Source organism: Mycobacterium sp. G7A2 (assembly GCF_041902445.1).
Lineage (GTDB): Bacteria > Actinomycetota > Actinomycetes > Mycobacteriales > Mycobacteriaceae > Mycobacterium.
The window spans coordinates 3,600,704-3,620,653 of sequence record NZ_CP169251.1 but is presented as its reverse complement, the minus strand read 5'-3'; the positions used below and the strand labels follow the sequence as shown (position 1 = coordinate 3,620,653).

General features: G+C 67.6%; 17 protein-coding genes and 4 tRNA genes. 3 read left to right on the top strand and 18 right to left on the bottom strand.

Annotated features, from left to right (window positions below):
• Window positions 1–40: 40 nt before the first annotated feature.
• The 5 genes from ACEWX3_RS17175 to ACEWX3_RS17155 all read right to left on the bottom strand — a co-directional run bounded on the left by ACEWX3_RS17175 (window position 41) and on the right by ACEWX3_RS17155 (window position 2,476).
• Complete coding sequence (locus tag ACEWX3_RS17175) at window positions 41–1,594, bottom strand: alpha/beta hydrolase (RefSeq protein WP_374157172.1); 1,554 nt, start codon at window positions 1,592–1,594, stop codon at window positions 41–43.
• 114 nt (window positions 1,595–1,708) lie between these two features.
• A tRNA-Val gene (locus ACEWX3_RS17170) sits at window positions 1,709–1,783 on the bottom strand.
• 12 nt (window positions 1,784–1,795) lie between these two features.
• Window positions 1,796–1,869: transfer RNA gene (locus ACEWX3_RS17165), tRNA-Cys, on the bottom strand.
• Between the two features lie 27 nt (window positions 1,870–1,896).
• Window positions 1,897–1,969, bottom strand: a tRNA-Gly gene (locus ACEWX3_RS17160).
• Between the two features lie 96 nt (window positions 1,970–2,065).
• Entirely contained in the window at window positions 2,066–2,476 is a 411-nt protein-coding gene (locus ACEWX3_RS17155; RefSeq protein WP_374157171.1) for a DUF6636 domain-containing protein, read from the bottom strand.
• Window positions 2,477–2,583: 107 nt separating this feature from the next.
• On the opposite strand from ACEWX3_RS17155, the gene ACEWX3_RS17150 reads away from it, so the two are divergent.
• Window positions 2,584–2,658: transfer RNA gene (locus ACEWX3_RS17150), tRNA-Val, on the top strand.
• A 102-nt stretch (window positions 2,659–2,760) separates the two neighbouring features.
• Here ACEWX3_RS17150 and ACEWX3_RS17145 read toward each other — a convergent pair.
• Window positions 2,761–3,981, bottom strand: a complete 1,221-nt coding sequence (locus ACEWX3_RS17145) for a cation:proton antiporter (RefSeq protein WP_374157170.1) — start codon at window positions 3,979–3,981, stop codon at window positions 2,761–2,763.
• A gap of 211 nt (window positions 3,982–4,192) precedes the next feature.
• Between ACEWX3_RS17145 and ACEWX3_RS17140 the strand changes: the two genes are divergently transcribed.
• Together ACEWX3_RS17140 and ACEWX3_RS17135 are read left to right on the top strand one after the other, a co-directional pair.
• Window positions 4,193–4,696: a nitroreductase family deazaflavin-dependent oxidoreductase gene (locus tag ACEWX3_RS17140; protein ID WP_373889087.1), complete on the top strand. Its 504-nt coding sequence runs from the start codon at window positions 4,193–4,195 to the stop codon at window positions 4,694–4,696.
• Window positions 4,693–5,106: a hypothetical protein gene (locus ACEWX3_RS17135; protein WP_374157169.1), complete on the top strand. Its 414-nt coding sequence runs from the start codon at window positions 4,693–4,695 to the stop codon at window positions 5,104–5,106. Before ACEWX3_RS17140 ends, ACEWX3_RS17135 begins: the two co-directional genes overlap by 4 nt.
• 11 nt (window positions 5,107–5,117) lie before the next feature.
• Here the strand turns inward: ACEWX3_RS17135 and ACEWX3_RS17130 are convergent, their stop codons facing one another.
• The 12 genes from ACEWX3_RS17130 to ACEWX3_RS17075 form a co-directional block, all read right to left on the bottom strand.
• A complete protein-coding gene (locus ACEWX3_RS17130) occupies window positions 5,118–7,463 on the bottom strand; it encodes a putative bifunctional diguanylate cyclase/phosphodiesterase (RefSeq protein ID WP_374157168.1) in 2,346 nt (781 codons plus the stop codon).
• A gap of 99 nt (window positions 7,464–7,562) precedes the next feature.
• Window positions 7,563–9,869: a bifunctional diguanylate cyclase/phosphodiesterase gene (locus ACEWX3_RS17125; protein WP_207067589.1), complete on the bottom strand. Its 2,307-nt coding sequence runs from the start codon at window positions 9,867–9,869 to the stop codon at window positions 7,563–7,565.
• A gap of 150 nt (window positions 9,870–10,019) precedes the next feature.
• Window positions 10,020–11,105, bottom strand: a complete 1,086-nt coding sequence (locus ACEWX3_RS17120; protein WP_374157167.1) for a sulfate/molybdate ABC transporter ATP-binding protein — start codon at window positions 11,103–11,105, stop codon at window positions 10,020–10,022.
• Complete coding sequence (locus ACEWX3_RS17115) at window positions 11,102–11,914, bottom strand: ABC transporter permease (RefSeq protein WP_374157166.1); 813 nt, start codon at window positions 11,912–11,914, stop codon at window positions 11,102–11,104. Before ACEWX3_RS17115 ends, ACEWX3_RS17120 begins: the two co-directional genes overlap by 4 nt.
• Window positions 11,911–12,690, bottom strand: coding sequence for a molybdate ABC transporter substrate-binding protein (modA, locus tag ACEWX3_RS17110; RefSeq protein ID WP_374157165.1), 780 nt, complete (start codon window positions 12,688–12,690; stop codon window positions 11,911–11,913). Before modA ends, ACEWX3_RS17115 begins: the two co-directional genes overlap by 4 nt.
• Window positions 12,690–13,088: a TOBE domain-containing protein gene (locus ACEWX3_RS17105; protein ID WP_207067628.1), complete on the bottom strand. Its 399-nt coding sequence runs from the start codon at window positions 13,086–13,088 to the stop codon at window positions 12,690–12,692. The genes modA and ACEWX3_RS17105 overlap by 1 nt, the downstream gene beginning before the upstream one ends.
• A gap of 65 nt (window positions 13,089–13,153) precedes the next feature.
• Window positions 13,154–14,446 (bottom strand): DUF4032 domain-containing protein, encoded by a 1,293-nt coding sequence (locus ACEWX3_RS17100; RefSeq protein ID WP_374157164.1) that lies wholly within the window; start codon window positions 14,444–14,446, stop codon window positions 13,154–13,156.
• 29 nt (window positions 14,447–14,475) lie between these two features.
• A complete protein-coding gene (locus tag ACEWX3_RS17095; RefSeq protein WP_207067594.1) occupies window positions 14,476–15,675 on the bottom strand; it encodes a sn-glycerol-3-phosphate ABC transporter ATP-binding protein UgpC in 1,200 nt (399 codons plus the stop codon).
• 3 nt (window positions 15,676–15,678) lie between these two features.
• Entirely contained in the window at window positions 15,679–16,512 is an 834-nt protein-coding gene (locus tag ACEWX3_RS17090; protein ID WP_207067595.1) for a carbohydrate ABC transporter permease, read from the bottom strand.
• The gene (locus ACEWX3_RS17085) at window positions 16,509–17,453 is read right to left on the bottom strand and encodes a carbohydrate ABC transporter permease (RefSeq protein ID WP_207067596.1); all 945 of its coding nucleotides are present in this window, start codon (window positions 17,451–17,453) and stop codon (window positions 16,509–16,511) included. Before ACEWX3_RS17085 ends, ACEWX3_RS17090 begins: the two co-directional genes overlap by 4 nt.
• Window positions 17,450–18,760, bottom strand: a complete 1,311-nt coding sequence (locus ACEWX3_RS17080) for an extracellular solute-binding protein (protein ID WP_374157163.1) — start codon at window positions 18,758–18,760, stop codon at window positions 17,450–17,452. The genes ACEWX3_RS17085 and ACEWX3_RS17080 overlap by 4 nt, the downstream gene beginning before the upstream one ends.
• Before the next feature lie 114 nt (window positions 18,761–18,874).
• Window positions 18,875–19,894, bottom strand: a complete 1,020-nt coding sequence (locus ACEWX3_RS17075; protein ID WP_374159880.1) for a LacI family DNA-binding transcriptional regulator — start codon at window positions 19,892–19,894, stop codon at window positions 18,875–18,877.
• Window positions 19,895–19,950 lie beyond the last annotated feature (56 nt).

Here is a 19,950-nt window from a genome sequence, read left to right as displayed (position 1 = left end):
CGGGCGCAGAGTCCGAATGTGGGTCGGGTGCGGTTGCGGGTCACCATGACAGCGGCGTCTCTCTGACCGTGAGGTCGGGGCGGTCGAGCAGGATCGCTGCCAGGTTATAGCCGGTCATCCGTTCGCCGGCGTTGCGGCCGTAGTCCGAGTGCCCGGACGCCCCGGTCTTGGACTCGTAACCGGGAATCGGTGTGTTTCCGGCATCGGTCTCGAGGTGCTCGAAGCGAAACCGCAGCGTTCCATCGCCGTTGTCGATGACATCGTTGGGGCTGGCGCCCCAGCCGTGCAGCGGCGCCACGTCGGCAACGTAGTTGATCGGGTCGTCAGACGTGGCCATCACGAAGAAGTTGTCGTCGGTCATCCCGAGATCGGCAGGGGTGACGGCCTGAAAGCCGGGGGAGCCGTAGAGGACCGCGTTGTCGACGTATTCGCTCGCTCCGTCACCCAGCGCGATTCCGGAGGTCAACGAGCCGTAGGAGTGCCCGAACAGCGCGGTCGTCTGCCCGGGATTTCGGGACGCGGCGTCGAGGTCGGAGAGGAACGACGTCAGCTTCGGCGCGCCGGCCTGGGCGAGGTCGTCGTCGAGGACGGAGGTCTGGCCCAGGTTGGCCGGCGGCTGGTAGCCCACCCACGCCACGGTCGCGATGTTGGTGCTAATCGGGTTGTCGGGGTCGGCCGTTTTGGCGACCTCAATCGCCTCGTTGCGCAACTCGGCGGCTTCGCGGGTCATGCCGGCGATGGCGCCGCGGGTGGTGCCCGAGACCCCGGGCACCGTGGTGGAGACGTGGTCGGCGGTGAACGGGTCGCCCACAGACGTCGCCGCCGGGATCATCTGCGACGGATCGTCCGGTTTCTCCAGGTAGATCAGGTATGAGCCATGTGTGCGAAGTGCCTCGTCGATCGCTGCGATGTCGGCGAGCCGGTCGGTCTTGACCTGTCCGTCCGGCAGCTGCTGGTACTCCTGTCGCATCTCCTCGAGCATGTCGCGGTTGGCGTGGTCGACCTCGTTGATGTCTCCTGAGGACATGTCGGTCTTGTCGGTGCCGTCGGTGGCCTCATCGGGCTTCTCGTCGCCCTCCCCGTCACCGCCTGCCAGCTTCTCGTCCGAGGTCACCGACTCGTACTCGGTCGTGAGCTTGACGATGTCCTGCGCGACGACGCCGAGGTCGGTGTGGGTGCCGAGCACGATCTCCTGCAGCCGCCCCAGGCCCGCGCTGGCGATCTGAGTGAGTTGCGCCTCCTGGAACCTGCCCGGGGGCACGCTTGCCGCGGCGTCGCTGACCCATTGCCGGAGTGCGTCGAGTCGCTGGCGGCCTGCGCCGACGAGTTCGGCAGAGCGGTCGACGCTGCGACCGAGACGGTGATCAAGCTCGGCCAGTCGATCGAACCGCCCGCGGTGGGCAGTGTTCGTGGCGTCGTAGGCTTTCGCGGCTCCTCCAGACCAGACTGCCTGCGGCGCCGCCGATTCGACCTCGACGCCCAACTGCCGCAGCTTCGTGCCTGCGTCGAACTGCGTGCCCGCCGCGGGCGTGCCGGCGCCGAATGTGCGGCGTGCGCGCGCCCACACCGTGAAGAACGCGTCGATCGCGCTCATGTGTCAACCAGCCCCGCCATGGCGTTCAGTATTACGCAGCAGGTCGGGATCGCATGGCCGCGTTTGTGGGGGAGTCGAGGTTCAACGACGAGCCGTGCCTGACGGGGGTCATGCTGGTGCGCGATACTGGGATTGAACCAGTGACCTCTTCCGTGTCAGGGAAGCGCTCTCCCGCTGAGCTAATCGCGCCGGGAAACACCTTGGAGGTGGAGACGGGAATCGAACCCGTGTGCACGGCTTTGCAGGCCGTTGCCTCACCACTCGGCCACTCCACCGCTGGGGTTGATGCCACTGCACCTTCGAGCGGATGACGGGATTCGAACCCGCGACCCTCACCTTGGCAAGGTGATGCGCTACCAACTGCGCTACATCCGCACGCTACGGGCGAGATCGTCGCCCGTTGCGAAGCGCAACGATAGTCCACGCACTTACGCGGGCACAAATCCCTTGCTCACCGGGTGCCGCGGCAGATCAAAACAGCGTGTAATCCTGCCGGGAGATGGTGAACCCGTGGCCATCCGAGTTCGAGCACCGCATGCCCGAGGACTCGCTGGAGCAGCTCACGCCGCCTCCGGCTTCGAACTGCCCGTACGGCAGGGCGGGGCCGCTGCCCAAGGTGGTGTCACCGGCGCAGACGAAGCTCGCCCACCCGGTGGTTCCGAGGGTGATGCCTTGGCCGTAGTCGGTGAAATCCGGGCAGCCGGACGGTCGCGGGGGAGGTGCCCAGTCCCGCTCGGCGACGTCGCAACGCACTGTGCCGTCGGCGAGGATGCAGCCGATGTTCCCGCTCGGTGAGGTGAAGCCGACGACGTCTGCGCCGGCAGTGGGGAGGCCGAGGCAACCGATAGCGCCCACCGCCGCTGCCGCGACCACCAGTTTCATGATCCGACGATATCGACATACAGCCGTGCTGGCGTGCCAACCAGCGGATTCTCGGGCGCACCGCGTTGCGTGTTAGTCTTCTGCCTCGTTCGACTCGTCGGATTCTCGGTCTCGTAGCTCAGTGGGAGAGCGTCCGCCTCACACGCGGAAGGTCGCTGGTTCGAACCCAGCCGGGACCACCACCTCTTTCGCACGCCGTGTCCGTCTTTCGTCCCCAGCTTTTCAGCAGTTCGCCGACTGGTGCGCCGGTCTGCTCTTCGGTGAGCCTGGATGTGCGACCGTCCCTAGCCTGCCCGCGGCTGCTCCGGTCGTCGCGCCCCGGTCGGAGCGGGGTTGGGCAGGTCGTCGGGCGGCTCGACGCGCAGCAGCTTCGCGACGGGAACGTCGGTGGTGGAATGCAGCACGATCGACAGGGCGATGGTGGCCGCGACGATGTCGAAGACCGCCTCACTTTCGGGGATGCCGGATTGCAGGACGAGCAGCCCGTACACCACCGACGCGAAACCTTTGGGGCCGAACCATGCCGCGGTGAGCCGTTCGCGGGCCGGCAACCGCGTCCACAGCAGCGACAGCAACAGCGCCGCCGGCCGCACCAGCAGGATCGCGATGACCGGTAACAACCACTGCACCCAGGTCAGGTTTGCCAGACGTTCGGGGGTGATCAGCGCGCCGAAGACCAGCAGCGCGGCGAACTTGGTCAGCTCGGAGATGAGATCACCGAACGATTCGAAGTTCTCGGCGGCGACGGGGTCGAGCGTCGCCAGCGTCGAACCGGCCGCAAAGGCTGCCAGGTAGGGGTTGGCGTGGGTGAGGTGGCACGTCGCGTAGACCACGACCGCGATTGCCGTGGGACCCAACGGCTGCAGGCGTGGTTCGGCGGTGAACAAGCGCAACCGCCACAGCAGCGCCACCGCGCCGGCGATGACGGCTCCGACCACCAGGCCGAGAGCAAGTTCGCCCGCGACATCGAGGGGATGGGTGTCGGCGTGCCGGGCCGTGGCCAGCAGTATCAGCACGACGGGCAGCGCCAGCCCGTCGTTGAGGCCGGACTCGACGTTGAGCAGCCGGCGCAGCCGCAGAGGCACGTCGGAACGACCCACCAGCGCCGAGGCGAACACCGGGTCGGTAGGGGACAGCACGGCGCCGATGAGGAACGCGGTGACCCAGTCCAGGCCGAGCAGGAAGTGGGCTGGAATGGCGATGCCGATCATGGTCAGCGGCATCCCGAGCCCCAGTGCCCGGCCGGACAGCCGCCAGTTCTCGCGCAAGGAAGGCAGATTCGCCCGCTGGCCGTCGGTGAACAACACGGTGAACAGCGCGAGATCGGCCAGCGCGTTCACGATCGGATCGTCGGCGTGGATGTTGTCGACGCCGAATCCGCCGGGCCCCAGCAGCGCACCGGCGATGAGGAACATCAACGCCGTGGACAGCACGGTGCGGGCGGCCAGGCCCGACAACGACACGCTGATGAGCAGGACCACACCGAAAGCCAGGACCAGAGCCATGTGGGGCTAGGTACCCCGCTCGCCGGAACGCATTCGATGCGGGCGGACATGACGGTCTCGCCGGTCGATCGGTCGGGCGTGGCGACGACGCTCGGTGGTTCCCGGTGGTTCCCGGACGGCGCGGCCTCAGACACGGTCGCTTGCGGGAGTAGGTGGCGCGGGGCTATGACGGAAGGGCAGGCGCAAACAACGAGAGTCGAGGGCGGTGATCATGGCGACCGGCGCATTCTCGCGATGGGTGACGGCCCCGATGTCCAAGCTCGGCGAGGTGTTTCTGCGCACCCCGGCCCTGGCGCGAGCGCCCATCGCGCTGTACAAGGCGGGTCTCGGTCGAATTCTCGGTTCACGCATGGTGCTGCTCGAGCACATCGGTCGCAAGTCCGGCCAGCCACGCCAAGTCGTGCTCGAGGTACTCGGGCATCCCGCGCCGGACACGTATCTCGTCGCCTCGGGTTTTGGGGAGTCGGCGCAGTGGTTCCGAAACGTCATGGCCCAGCCTCAGGTTCGTATCTCCACCGGTCGACTCTCGTCGGCACCTGCCGTAGCCCGCAGATTGGCGCCGAGTGAGGCGGACCGGGCGCTCAGCGACTACGTCGCCCGCCACCCGAGGGCCTGGGCGTCGCTGAAGGGCGTCATCGAGCACAGTCTCGACGGGCGGGTCGATCCGCCGGGCACCGACCTGCCGCTGGTCGAGCTGACGGTGCGCACACCGTGACACGCAGGGGGATCGCCGTGCTGGCCGCCACGCTGACCGGGGTGGCTCTCTGCTTGGGTGCCTGCTCGACGCCCGCGGCACCGTCGTCCGATTCGACGGCACAGTCAGCCGCCGTGCCGCTCGTGTCGCGCACCGCCGAGCAGATCGTCAGTGCGCTGCAGCGCGAGGGCTTCGACGTGGATCACCCCGTCGAGGCCACCGACGTCAACTGCGCTGAGGCCGGCTGCACCCAAGCGGTCGTCACCGACAGGTTTCGGCTCCTGGTCTTCCCGAGCACCGGGTCGGCTCAGTTGTACGCCGATTCGCAGGACATGCGGCAGATCGAAACGCTCGCCGTCGGGTTCGCTCCCGTCGTGCCCGAGGCTCAACGCGATCGGTACTGGAACGCGATCGTCCAGCTGGCGCGATAGGCCGCTGCGGCTCAGCTTCTGCTCTGCACAGCGATGTGGGTGGCGCTCGGCACGTCGATGAAACCGGGGATGTCGTCTGCGGTCGTGGGTCTGCCGTAGAGATAACCCTGGGCGACGTCGCACCGATGGTCGGTGAGCCAGGTCGCCGTTTCCGCGTCTTCGACACCTTCGGCGACCACGGTGATGTCGAGGGTGTGGGTCAGGTTGATGACGGCCTCGACCACGGCCGCGGCTTTGGGATTGGTGGTGACGTGGGCGATGAAATGCCGGTCCAGTTTGATCTCGTCGATGGGCAGGTCACGCAGGTATGACAGCGCGGAGTATCCACTGCCGAAGTCGTCGATCGCGATGCGGATGCCGAGCTGGCGCAGTCGCTGCAGGACGGTGGTGACCGTGCTGACTTCGGAGAGCACCAGGTCCTCGGTGATCTCCACCGTCAACAGCTCCGGTGTCAGGCCGCGCTGCTGAAGTGCGGCGCACAACGTGTCAGGCAGGTCGGTGTCCCGTAGCGACGGCGCGAAGAGGTTGATGGCCACCGGCAGCCGGATGCCCTGGCGGGCCCAGCGGGCGACATCGTCGAGAGACTGGGCGATGACCAGGTCGGTCACCGGGCGCATGAGACCGTGCTGTCGCACCAAAGGCAGGAAGGTGTCGGGGTGCAGCGTGCCGAGGTGGGCGTGGGGCCACCGCAGCAGGGCTTCCACACCGGCGAGGTGCCCGGTGCCCAGGTCGATCTTGGGTTGGTAGACGACCTGAAGGGCGCGTCGGTCGATGTCTTGGCGCAGCTCACCGAGCAGACGGATCCGCGCGGCACCCTCGCTCGGGCGGGGGACGGGGGCAGCTGCGAGACGCTCGGGCGACTCGCGCGGTGAGGTCATCGTGGCGGTATCGAACACGCACACCTGCGCCGACCGTGAGTGCTTGGCGGTGCGCATTGCGGAGTCGGCGCGACGAAGCAACAGTGCGGCGTCTACGTCGGGCTCGGTGGGTGACGCGACCGCGGTGCCGATACTGGGATGGATGAACATGTCCTGACCGTCGACCACGAACGGTCTTCGGAATGCGTCCAGGAGACGCCGAGCGGCGATGGCGTGGGAATTCTCGGTGCGGTCTTCGAGGAGAAGAGCGAACGCATCGCCGTCGATGCGTGCTGCGGTGTCGCCGGGACGAATGCACTCAGCGATGCGCTCGCCGGTTGCGGCAAGCAGACTGTCGGCAGCGTGGTGGCCCAGGGTGTCGTTGACCAGCTTGAAATCGTCGAGGTCGAGTGACACCACCGCCACCGAGCGGCCATCGCGGCCCCGCAGCGCCATGGCGTGCGTCAATCGGTCGAAGAACAATGGCCCGTTGGCCAGTCCTGTCAGCGGATCCCGCAGGGCCCGCTCGGCCGCGGCCTCCAGCAGGCGCTTGTTCTGCCACGCCGACAGCGACTGGCGGACTACCACCAGAACCATCAGTATCGGCACCCCGATTTGCAGCGGGCCCGTCAGGACAGCCGCCGGCCCGACGGTTCCGGCGATCAACAGTGGCGCATAGGGCACCCAGACCGACGCCCAGGTCGGCACATCGTCGCGACCCAGTGGTGGCGTCGACGCGGGTTGTCTGCTGAGCAACGCCGCGGCGCCGAAGAGTGTCAGGGAGACTGCCCAGCCGACGTCGACGAGTGCGCCGGTGGCGTAGTCGTCGGTGACGTTCAAGTAGGCAAACACCATGTCGGACAGGGCCATCAGGGCCGCGGCCGCAGCGAGCAACAACAGCACGATGCGCTGTCCTCGTCGCGAGGCCGACGCGTTGAGTACCGCGACCACGATCATGGCGATATCGAGCAGGGGATAAAGGAGAGCCAGCGTAAGGGCGATCGCGTCGCCGCGATTCGCCTCGTAGAGGCCGTCCAGCAGGAGGACCCACATGAGGGCCAGGAGTGCCACGGCGACGATGAGTGCGTCCACGACGTTTCGGAGGCGTGAATGAGCACTTTGCGCGCGGGGGAATTGCACCATCGCGGTGAGGATGAGTAGGGACGCCGCAACGTAGAGCACATCGGCTGGCGAGGGATAGGGACTACGTCCCAACACCAGCTCATAGAAGGCCCAGGTCAGTTCGCCGCCCGCCCACGCCGTGAGCCCAGCGGCCATGATCGCCCACGTCTTGCGTTGACGCCCGTGGGCGGATCGCGCCGCCGCGACGGCGCAGACCGCGGCATACACCGCGAATACCGCCAGGCCGACCGAATCGACGAGGCGAACCACGCTGGGGCCGCCCCAGCCGAACATCAGCCAGAGCCCCAGAATCGCACAGGCGACGATCGACAGCGCCGTCGGCAATGCCGCAGGTGGCAGTGGTCGTCGCGTCCGCACGGTGTCATCCTGATGATTAGCTCGCATTGCTCCCCGGCAACAATCCTGCACCGCTGGAACGCAGGACAGGACGCAAACCAGCGAATTCTGACGGATGCGTCAAGCGCCTGCTGCCGCGCCGGCGATGAGACGCGGAACCATCGACGCGGTGGTGGGTCTGCCGTAGTGGTAACCCTGGGCGATGTCACAGTGATGTGCGGCAAGCCAGCCTGCCGTTTCCGCGTCTTCGACACCTTCGGCGACCACGGTGATGCCGAGGGTGTGGGTGAGGTTGATGACGGCCTCGACGACGGCTGCGGCTTTGGGGTTGGTGGTGACGTGGGCGATGAAGTGCCGATCGAGTTTGATCTCGTCGATGGGAAGATCGCGCAGGTAGGAGAGCGCGGAATAGCCGCTGCCGAAGTCGTCGATGGCGACGCGGACGCCGAGTTGGCGGAGTCGATGCAACACGGTGGCGGCGGTGTCCACCTCGGACAGGACGAGGTCCTCGGTGATCTCCACCGTCAGGATGTCGGCGCGCAGGCCGTGGTCGGCCAGCCGGTGGTCGAGGGTTCGCGGCAGGTCGGTGTCACGCAGGAACGGCGCGAACAGGTTGATCGCCACGGGAATGGGCGCGCCGAGGCGTGCCCAGCCGGCGGCGTCGCTGAGCGCCCGGTCGACAACGAAGTCGGTCACGGGCCGCATGAGTCCGTGCTGGCGGACCAGCGGCAAGAAAGTGTCGGGACGAAGCGTGCCGAGGGTGGGATGCGGCCAACGGAGCAGCGCTTCGACGCCGGCCAGTTGTCCGGTACGCAGATCGATCTTGGGTTGGTAGACGACCTCGAGGGCGTGGTGGTCGATGGCGGCGCGCAGTTCACCGAGCAGCCGGATCTGAGCGGCTCCTTCACCAGAGGGGCGGTCGGCCTGTTCAGCGCGTTCGACTGCGTCGGGGTCGGACATCATCATGTCGTCGTGGAACGTGTTGACTTGCGCCACCCGGGATCGCTTCGCGGCGTACATCGCGATGTCCGCGCGCTTCATCAGGGTGTCCGGGTCCAGATCGGGCTGAGTGGGTAGGGCCCGCGCGACGCCGATGCTGGGACGGATGAGCATGTCGTCGCCGTCGATCCAGAATGGGCTGCTGAAGGCGTTCAGCACACGCTGGGCCACCACATCGGAGTCGTCGCTGCGGCTCTCGAGGAGCAGGGCGAACTCATCGCCGCCGATACGGGCGGCGGTGTCGCCGGGACGAATGCACTCGGCGATGCGTTGGCCTGCTTGGACGAGGAGATTGTCGGCGGCGGGGTGGCCCAGGCTGTCGTTGACGAGTTTGAAGTCATCGAGGTCGACGGAGATCACGGCCACCGAACGGTCGTCACGTGCCCGCAGCGCCATCGCGTGGGCCAATCGATCGGAGAACAGGGTGCGGTTGGCCAACCCGGTGAGGGGGTCACGCAGCGCCTGCTCGGCCGCCGCCGCCAGCAGCCGCCTGTTCTCCCAGGCCGAGACAATCTGGCGGGCACAGACCGCGACCACGATGGCGGGCACGAGGAACCGCTCGAGGCCGGACATCACCAGCGGTGGGCCGATGGTGCCGGCCAGCAAGAGCGGGACGTAGGGCAGCCACAGCGACGACGTCGAGGGCAACGCCACCACGGTGCGCGGCTCGTGGGCCGCGCGGCTCAGCACTGCCGCCGCCGCGAACGCCGTCAACGACGCCGCCCAGAGCACATCGATCAGATCGCCTGTGCTGTAGCGCTCACCGGCGGTGAGGTGCGCGAAGGCGCTGTCGGCGATGGTCATGAGCGTCACGGCAAGCGTGAGCACCGTCAGCATGCCGCGTTGACGGGCTTCGGCGCGTACGAGCACCACGACGGCGATGGTCAGGGCGATCATGTCGAACACCGGATAGAGAAACGCGACCGCAAGCGCGGCCCGGTCTTCCCGGTAGGTGACGACCACGCTGTTCAGCGCGAGCACCCACGCCAACAGAAACAGGCACAACGCCACGGTGATCGCGTCGAGAAGTAGCCGGAGCCGTCCCTGGTGGGTGGCTGTAGTGATCAACTGCGCGAAGGCGGCGACCAGTAGCACCGCGAAGAGCAGGTAGAACACGTCGGCGGCCGAAGGCGTTGTGGGCTCGACGCCGGGCACCAGTTCGTAGACCAGCCACAGTCCGTCACCCAGCGACCAGGCGCCCAGCGCGACGGCCATGGTCGCCCACGTCCGGCGCAGGCGGTCCTGGGCCGCTCGGGCGGCCAGCGCCGCACAGGCCGTCGCGTACAGCGCCAGCCCGAACGACACCGTGTCATCGAAAAGAACGACAGCCGCGCTCTTGCCCCCGACGAGCAACGCCACCGTCAGCGCCACGGTGAACCCGAGCGGAATCGCGATCGCGACCGTGGCGCGCAGCGGACGTCGGCTCATGGCTCGACCTCCTTGCTCGCCCTCTTGGCCGGTCGATCACGGTAGCGCCAATCCCTCGGCGACAATTGACGCTAGCTCAAATTCTCGGTGAGCCTCGTGAATCGCGGCAAACCGCGGCAGTTCCGGCAAACACTACCGCGCTGCCTGCAGCTACCCGCTGACCGCGCCTGCAGGGTACAGCTGCACCTCTTGGGCTTTGACGGCGAAATACGCCGTTGCCCCCGGCTCCAGCTCGAGATCGGCGACCGCGGTCGCGGTGACGTCCGCCGCGAGACCGGTCCCGCCGTCGGGCTGCGCTTCCCCCCGGATGCGCACCGTTTCGCCGTGGACCTCCATCTCGGCGATCGACACCGGCACCACGTTGCGAGGGCTGCCGTGCGGGCGAGTGGTGAACACCGCCACCGCGCTCGGACGGCACAGTGCCACCGCCTCGGTGCCTGGCTCGAGGTCACCCGTTCCGGACATCTCCGTACCCCAGGCGGTGCGAATGGTCCCGGGCCGCACTATTCGCCCGGCGACGAGGTTGATGCCGGCGATCCGGGCGGCGAAGTCGCTGCGCGGGGTGGTCAGGACTTCGCGCGCGGGTCCGTGTTCGACGACCCGGCCGTCCTCGATGACGGCGACGTCGTCGGCGACGGCCAGCGCGTCAAGCAGGTCGTGGGTGACGATGATCGCGGTGCGCCGCCGTTCGCGCAGCATGGTGCGCAGCAGCCGGCGCATCGCCGGCGCGGCGGTGACGTCGAGCGCCGACAACGGCTCGTCGAGCAGCAGCAGCCGCGGCTCGGTCGCTAGCGCCCGTGCGAGGGCGACCCGCTGGGCCTGCCCGCCCGACAGCTGGGCGGGTTTGCGTTCCGCCAGGTCGGTCGCCTCGACTGCGGCAAGCCACCGGTTTGCGGTTGCGCGCGCCGCCGAGCGCGACAGGCCGGCGCAGCGCGGGCCGTAGGCGACGTTGGCGGCGACGGTCAGGTGAGGAAACAACAGTGCCTGCTGGGACAGCAGCGCCACGCCGCGGCGGTGTGGTGCCACGAAGGTGCCGGCGTCGGTGTCGGTGAGGACCACATCACCGAGACAGATGCGGCCGCCGTCGGGGCGCAGCAGTCCGGCGAGAAGCAGCAGCAGCGTGGACTTGCCGACCCCGTTCGGGCCGAGCACCGCCAACACCCGGCCCTCGTCGACGGTCAGCTCGACGTCGACACCACGCTCCGCCAGCTGCGCCTGGATCCGCAGGTGGCTCACAACGGTCCCGCCAGGCGCCGGCTGGCCGTCGCGATCACGATTGCGGCCGCGACCACGATCAGCAACAGCGACAGGGCGACGGCGGCATCGGCGTCGGTCTCGCGTTGCAGGTAGATCTCCAGCGGCAAGGTGCGGGTGACACCCTGCAACGAGCCCGCGAAGGTCAACGTGGCACCGAACTCGCCGAGCGACCGGGCGAACGCCAGTACTGCACCCGAGACCAATCCGGGCAGCACCAGGGGCATGGTCACGGTCCGCAGCACGGTGGTGGGCCGGGCACCCAGCGTCGCGGCGACCTGCTCGTAGCCGGTACCTGCCGAGCGCAGCGCGCCCTCGAGGCTGACGACCAGAAACGGCAGAGACACGAAGGCCTGCGCCACGATCACCGCAGTCGTCGAGAAGGCGATCTGAACTCCCAGCACTTCCAGGTACTGCCCGATCAACCCCTGCCGACCGAACGTGTACAGCAGCGCGATGCCGCCGACCACGGGAGGCAGAACCAGCGGTAAGAGCACCAGGGCCCGCAGCACCGGACGGCCGGGGAAACCGCCCCGCGACAGCGCCAACGCCATCGGCACACCCAACACGATGCACACGGCGGTGCTCGCCGTCGCGGTCCTGAGACTGAGAAGCAATGCAGCCCGGGATGATTCGGAGGTGATCAGAGGCACGAAGTTCGGCCAGTCGATGCTGGCGAGGATGGCCAGCAGCGGGATGATCACGAACAGCGCGCCGAGCGTCGCGGGCACGTACACCCAGCGGGGGAGTCCGACTTGAACCGGACGGTGGCGTCGCCGCGGCCGACTCATGGTGCTGCGAAGCCGGCCGATGCGAGAACCTCGCGTCCCTGCGCACCGGTCACCAGATCGACGAATGCCTGTGCGCCGGCAGGATTGGCCGAATTCCGTAACACGGCGATCGGATAGACGTTGACGGCGTCGGCGGCCTGCGGGAACGGGACCTCGGTGACGTCGTCTCCGGCGTCGGCGGCGTCGGTGACGTAGACCAGACCGGCGTCGGCCTGCCCGGAGACGACTTTCCCGAGGACGTCGGTGACGCTCGATTCCTCACTGACCGGTTTCAGCGTCACCGCGGCAGATCGTTCGATCGTCTCGGTCGCCGCGCCGCACGGCACCTGGGGAGCGCACACCACGACCTGAAGATCAGGGTCGGCCAGGTCGGAAAACTGTTGAATGCCTTTCGGGTTGCCGGGTGCGGTGACGATGGTCAGCGTGTTCGCGGCGAAGAAGACCGGCGCACCGGACACGATGCCACTGTCGACAGCCTTGGTCATGTTCTCCGGGTTCGCGGAGGCGAACACGTCGGCCGGCGCGCCCTGGGTGAGTTGGGTGACCAGGCTGGACGAACCGGCGAAATTGAAGGTCACGGTGGTGCCGGGGTGATCGTGTTCGAATCGTTCGCCGAGGTCGGTGAAGGTCGGCTGCAGCGAGGCTGCCGCGTACACCGTGATCCCGCCGGTGACAGCGGTGTCCTCCGCCGGGCCGGACCGCTGCGGGGACGGTGCGCATGCGGCGACGAGCACCGCGGTGGCCAGTCCCGCGGCGACCCGCGCCGGCGTCGTCATCACGAGGCGGGTGTTTCGACGACGACGGTGGTGGCCTTGACGGCGGCTACGGCCACGGAGCCCGGCTGCAGGCCCAGCTGTCGAACCGATTCGGTGCTCATCAACGACACGACGGTGAACGGCCCGCACTGCATCTGTACCTCGCTCATCACCCGATCGGAGGTGACCTTCGTGACCAGGCCGGTGAACCGGTTGCGCGCCGAGCTGCCGACGCCCAGCGGGTCCGGTGGAGGCGAAGCGTGGTCACGGGCGAACTCGGCGAGCACGTCCCCGGCGATGACCTTGCGTCCCGACTCGTCGGTGGACGACGGCAGTGAGCCGCTGTCGACCCAGCGGCGGATGGTGTCGTCGCTGACGCCCAGCAGCGCCGCCGCGTCTTTGATCCGGATCGCCGGCACCATCACAGCCACTCCTATGGTCCGCAAAAACGGGCAATAGAGCGCATTCTATCCGCATGTGCGGATCAGAACCGCTCCGCGTCGGGCTGTTCCTCGTCCTCGGGGTCGTCGAGCACCGAGAACGGCTCGGTCGGCGTCTCGACGACCTGCAGCTGCGCGGCCGACTCCGAGGGCACCACGTTGCGTGACAGTGCGTGCAGTGCCCGCTCGGTGCCGACGTCGTGCCCGGCCCGCTCCGACAAAAGCCAACGCACTTCCAGGAGATCGCAGTAGGCCTGCACCGCACTGCCGGTGTTGCCGACCGCGGCGTGGGCGCGGTGCATCATCGGTGTCGCGACTTCCATCACCCACAGCTGGCCCGCCGTGCGCTCGTCGACGTCGTAACCGGCCTCCCGGCTCAGCTGGCCGCGGTAGGCCTGCAGATCTCCGAGCAGGATCCGGGCCTGACCTTCGCCCACGTCCAATCCGGTCAACCGTTGCAGGGCGGTGGCGTAGTAGCGGCGGTCGCCCACCGCCACATGTAACTGGAGTTCGTCGGTGCCGGCGCGGACGGGCTGCAGCGACACCTCGTCCACCGCGAACCCCAGTTCGTTGAGCTTGCGGATGGTGCCCTCGACCCGGTAGCGGTCGGCGAAGCCGAACGTCGGTGTGGCGTGCAGCAACTCCCACAGGTCCTCGTAGCGCGTTCTGATGCCCAGCGCTTCCTGGATGAAGCCCGCCTGCAGGTCGGGTCTGCCGAGCCGGGCCGCGACGTCCAGCAGGCCCGCGGCGACGTTCTCGACGGTGATGTCGATGTCGTGGGTGCGCTGCCCGTCGGACAGCGACGGGTGGATCTCACTGGTCTCGGCGTCGACCAGGAATGCCTGCAACACCTGGCCGTCGCGGGAGAACAGCGTGTTGGCCAGGGAGCAGTCCCCCCAGAACACCCCGTGGCGGTGCAGGTCGACCAACAGCGTGGCCATCGCGTCGAACAGGCGGGTGCGGTGCTTGGGTGCGTCCGGCGGCAGCCTCATGAACATCCGTCGGTACTGCCAGGACCCGACCAGATAGCGCGTCACCAGGATCGCGGTGTCGAGATCCGGCTGGATCACCACCCCGGCAGGACGGACGGCGTTGAGTCCCATCTCTTCGAGGCGACCCAACACGCCGTACTCACGGGCCGCGATGCGCGGAGGCAATTCCTTGAGCGCCCACAACTGTCCGTCGGCCTCGACGAACCTCACCAGGTGCCGGCTCGGACCCACCGCCATCTCGCGCAGCGCGACCTGCGGCGCCGCCCAGTCGCGCAGCGGCCGGTCCCAGGGCAGCACCAACAGCCCCGGGCAGGTGGCCCGAAGCCGCAACTCCGGAGCGGCCATCTGACGATCCCGCCGTGACAGACCTCGGGTCAGCCGGTCGCTGCCGCGTGGCGTCCGCGGTTTTCGGTACTGCGCGTCAGATTGTCGCCGGACTGGGGGTCGAACAGGTGCAGCCGCGACGCGTCCAGCCACAGCGTCGCCGTGTCTCCGGAGCTGACCCGGCTCATCGGATCGAGCTCCACGCAGATCTGGCTGCGCAGTTGCTCGCTGTCGAGCTCGCTGGCCAACTCGGCAAGCTGGCCGGAGATCTCGGTGTCGGCTTCGAACGGGACGAAGGCGTACTGCTCATTGCCCAGCCACTCGGTGACATCGATGGTGACGTCGAACGTGACACCGCGCGAACGCTTGTCGTCATCGACGAACTCCGCGTCCTCGAAGGCGCCCGGACGGATACCGGCGATATAGACCTTGTCCTCCTCGACGCGGTCGCGCCACTCGTCGCGCAACGGAACGGTCGCGAAAGGCAACTCGATCTCGTTGCCGCGCACCCGCGCCGGCACGAAGTTCATCGGCGGTGAGCCGATGAAACCGGCGACGAACAGGTTCACCGGCTGATCGTAGAGTTCCCGCGGACTGGCGACCTGCTGCAGCAGGCCCTTCTTCAGCACCGCGACCCGGTCACCGAGCGTCATCGCCTCGGTCTGGTCGTGGGTGACGTAGACGGTGGTCACACCCAGCCGGCGCTGCAGGCGCAGGATCTCGGTGCGCATCTGACCGCGCAACTTGGCGTCGAGGTTGCTCAGCGGCTCGTCGAACAGGAACGCGTCGGCCTGACGGACGATGGCGCGGCCCATGGCGACCCGCTGTCGCTGTCCCCCGGAGAGGTTGGCGGGCTTGCGGTCGAGATGCTCGCCGAGTTCGAGCGTGTCGGCGGCCTCGGTGACGCGCTTGCGGATCTCATCATCGGAGAGCTTGCCGGACAACCGAAGTGGGAAAGCGATGTTCTCGAACACCGACAGGTGCGGGTAGAGCGCATAGTTCTGGAACACCATGGACAGATTGCGGTCCCGCGGGGCCTTGTCGTTGACCCGCTTGTCGCCGATCAACATGTCACCGGAGGTGATGTCCTCGAGTCCGACGATCATCCGCAGCAGGGTCGACTTCCCACACCCCGACGGCCCGACCAGGATCATGAACTCCCCGTCGGCGATGTCGAGGCTGACATCGTTGACCGCCGGATAGCCGTCCCCGTACTTCTTGACGATGTTGCGCATCGTGATTGCTGCCATGGGTTATCCCTTCACTGCTCCGGACGTCAGGCCGGCGACGATGCGCCGCTGGAAGATGAGGACGAGGATGACGACGGGGATCGTCACGATCACCGACGCGGCCATGATGTAGGGCACCGGCGACTCGAAATACGAGGCACCCTGGAAGAACGCCAGCGCCGCCGGCACCGTTCTTGCGCTGTCGGTCGAAGTCAGCGAGATCGCGAACAGGAAGTCGTTCCAGCAGAAGAAGAACGTCAGAATGGCCGTGGTGAACACGCCCGGCGCCGCCAACGGCACGATCACCTTGCGGAATGCCTGCCACTGCGTGGCGCCGTCGACCTGCGCGGCGTGCTCCATCTCCCAGGGGATCTGGCGGAAGAACGCCGACATCGTCCAGATCGACAGCGGCAACGCGAAGGTCAGGTACGGGATGATCAAGCCCAGCCAGGTGTCATAGATCCCCAGCCCGCGCCACATGTCGAACAGCGGACCGACCAGTGCGGCCTGCGGGAACATCGCGATCGCCAGGGCCAGCGACAGGAGCACCTTCTTGCCGGGAAACTCGAGCCGGGCGATCGCGTAGGCGGCGAACATCGCGATGATCACCGATATGACGGTGGCAATGACCGCGATGCCGATCGAGTTGATCAACGCCCGGGTGAACAGCGGCTGGCTGAAGATCTGGGCGAAGTTGTCCAATGTGAATGTGCTCGGCAGGAACTGTGGATCCCGGGACACGATGTCCGACGGCGGCTTGAACGAGAGGCTGATCATCCACAACACCGGGAAGACGCTGTAGATGACGATCACAATGCCCGCGATCGTCCACCACTTGCTGTTCTTGGCGCTGTTCACTGGTCGCCCCTGACTTGTGAGAGGTCGGTCTTGAAGACCTTGACGAAGATCCAGGCGATCACCACCACGGTCAGGAACAGCAGCACCGAGACCGCCGAACCCATGCCGAGGTTGACCAGCGTGACGTTCTGCCGGTACGCGAGGAACGAGATGGTCTCGGTGTTGTTGGCGCCGCCGGTCATCACGAACGGGTTGTCGAAGATCCGCCACGCGTCGAGGGTGCGGAACAACAGTGCGACCATGATCGCGGCCTTCATGTTCGGCAGGGTCACCTTCCACAACCGCTGCCAGGCGGTGGCTCCGTCGACCTTGGCGGCCTCCTGCATGTCCTCGGGCACCTGGACCAGCCCTGCCAGCAGGAGCAGTGAGATGAACGGGGTGGTCTTCCAGATCTCGGACAGGCAGATGACGAAGATCGCCGTCCACCGGTCACCGAACCAGTCGAAGCCGGTGATGTCGAACCACGTGTTCACGAATCCGGAGTCGATGGCGAAGGCGTAGCGCCAGATGAAGGCCGAGACCACGGTGACGATGCCGTAGGGGATCAGGATCGCGGTTCGCAGTGGCCCTCGGCCACGAATGATGCGCAGCATCACGAACGCGAACCAGAAGCCCAGCACCAGCTCGATGGCCACGGTGACGACGGTGATCGTCAGCGTGGTGACGAAGTCGTTCCACCACACCGGGTCGGTGAGGATCACCAGGTAGTTACTCAACCCGACGAAGGTCCGTCCGCCCGGGTCGGTGAGCCGGAAGTTGTACAGCGACAACACCAGCGCATAGATCAGTGGGTAGGCCGTCACCAGCAACATGACTGCGTAGGAGGGCAACGTCAGGAAGATCCCGAGCCGTCGTTCCCCGCGGGCCCGTTCGCTGCGCGCCGGCTTCCCAGGCTCTTTCTGCAGCGGGGCGTCTCGGTCGGGCGCCGCTGTCGCGGTCACAGCAGTCGCCTTCCGGCCAGTACGTCAGCCATGAACTGGTCTGTCCTTTCCGGTGTTTCGGCGGTCACCGAGTCCGGAGGATGCCAACTCTGGGTGATGGCGCCGGAGACGTCGGTGTAGAACGGTGTCAGCGGCCGCGGACCCGCCTCGGCGATCGACTCGCGGATCAGGTCGGCGTTGTCGTATTCGGCTCGGACGTCCGGATTGTCGTAGGACGCCGCATACGGCGACGGCTCGCCCTCGTCGATCATGTACTGGGTGGCCTTGGGCTCGGCGTTGATGCACTCGATGGCGGCCACCGCTTCGTCCGGGTACGCCGAATAGGCCCCGACGGCGAGGTTGGCGCCACCCAGCGGCGGCTGGCTGGGCCGGTCGGGAAGCACCCGTGGGTAACGTGCCCATCCGATGTCGTCGACGACCGCCTGGTCCAGCGAACCGTCCTCGGCGGCCCCGCGCGCCGCCGCCAGCACGTACGGCCAGTTCAGCATGAAGCCGCCGTTGCCGGACTGGAAGGTCGCGCGGGCCTGCTCTTCCTGGGCGTTGGACAGGTCGGCCGGAGCGGCGGCCGACCGCGCCAGCGACCCGACGATCTCGGCGGCCTTGAGGCCCGCGGGGCTGTTGAGTGCCGGGGTCGCGTCGCGTCCGGCGTCGGCGTTCTGCAGGATCTCACCACCGCCCGACAACACCAGTGCGTTGATCCACACCATGTAGCCCTCATAGCGAGCGCCCTGCTCGGCGATCGTCTTGTTCTGGCTCACAGCGGCTTTGAGCATCTCATCCCACGTGAATGTCGGGTCGGTGGGATCGACACCGGCAGCCTCAGCCACCGACTTGCGGTACCACAGCAGCTGCGCGTTGGACTTGAACGGCGCTGCGTAGAGGGTGTCCTTCCAGGTCCCGGTCTCGACCGGGGCGGGCAGCATGCCGGCGGTGAGCCGCTGTGCTTCTTCCTCGGTGAACGGCCGGATGAAGCCGGCGTTGGCGAACTCCGCGGTGAATACGACATCGACGCTGACGATGTCGATCGAGCTGTCTCGGGCCGCCAGCCGGCGCACCATCTGCTCGCGCTGTCCGGTTGCGCTGGAGGGAAGTACTTCGGTGCGCACCCGGTAGGCGCCACCCGAGGCGTCCGCGCACTGCTGGGCCCGCGCGTCGGCGCCGCCGTTGTCGGGGAAGACGTACCACGTCAGCGTCGGCGGGCCCCCCTGACTACCGCAGCCGGACAACAACGTTGCCGCCAGCAGGGGCGCACTGGCCAGCGCCATCGCGCGGCGGCACCGCCCCCCGGCGAATCGAATTCGTCTCATCACGTCCTCGTCGTCGATGCCAGATGCGCAGCCAACCGCGGATGAGGCCGCGAACTGCACATTCGGTACGTCGAAGAGTGTGTCATACCTCACAGGCGAGGTGGGGCAGCGGTGTCAGTGCGGCGGGGCGGTCGAGTTCCGGATCACCAGCCGAGTCGGCAACGTGGTCCGCACCGGCATCGAGGCACCGTCGTCCCCGAGGGCGCCGAGCACGCTCACGGCGGCGAGGCGCCCCTGCTCGCGCACCGGCTGCGCGACCGTGGTCAGCTCGCTCAATTCGGCGGACGGGTGGTCATCGACGCCGATGACCGAGATCTGCTGCGGTACAGCGACTCCGGACTTCCGGAGAGTGCGCAACGCGCCCAGGGCGATCTCGTCGGAGTGGCAGAACACCGCCGACGGTAACCGGGGACGGCTCAGCAGCGTCTCCATTCCGTGGGCGCCGCCGTCGATACCCCACGGCACCCGCACCACCGTGGGCTCCGCCACGCCGGCGGCCGTCATCTGATCATGAAATCCGCGGATACGGGCCCCATCCGCGGCCCAGGCGGTGCCCTCCTGGTCGACAGCCTGGATCATGGCGATGTCGCGGTGGCCGATTCGCAGCAGGTGCCCCACCGCCTGCGACGCGGCGAGTTCGTCGTCGATGCCGATCCAGGGCCGGCCCCCGGCCGGGTGGTGTCCCCCGACCTGGACGGTCGGCACGCCGAGTTGGTCCAGGCGGGTGCGTTCCCGTGCGGACAGCGGGACGGACACGATGATCACGGCGTCCACCTTGCGCCGCAACGGAAGTGCTTCGAAGAATCGGTGCCGGGCGGACGAGTCGGGCAGCGTGCACAGGACCAGATCGACACCGACGGCATCGAATTCACCGGCCACCCCGGCGAGCACCGTGGCGTAGAACCAGGCATCGATGCGCGGCACCACCACGCCGACGCGGCCGGTGGAGCCCCCTGACAGGCGGGACGCCTCGGGCGAGACCACGTAGGCCAATTCGCGCGCCGCCGACATGATCCTGTCTCTGGTTGCGGGGGAGACGCCGGGCTCGCCGCGGAGCGCACGCGACACGGACGCGATGGAGACCCCGCAGCGCTGCGCCACGTCGGTCATGTTGACCGTTTGCCTGGGAATCATCGTCACCGTCTGCTCTTCGCGCGAGCGCTCATCGTCACCGTCTGCTCTTCGCGCGA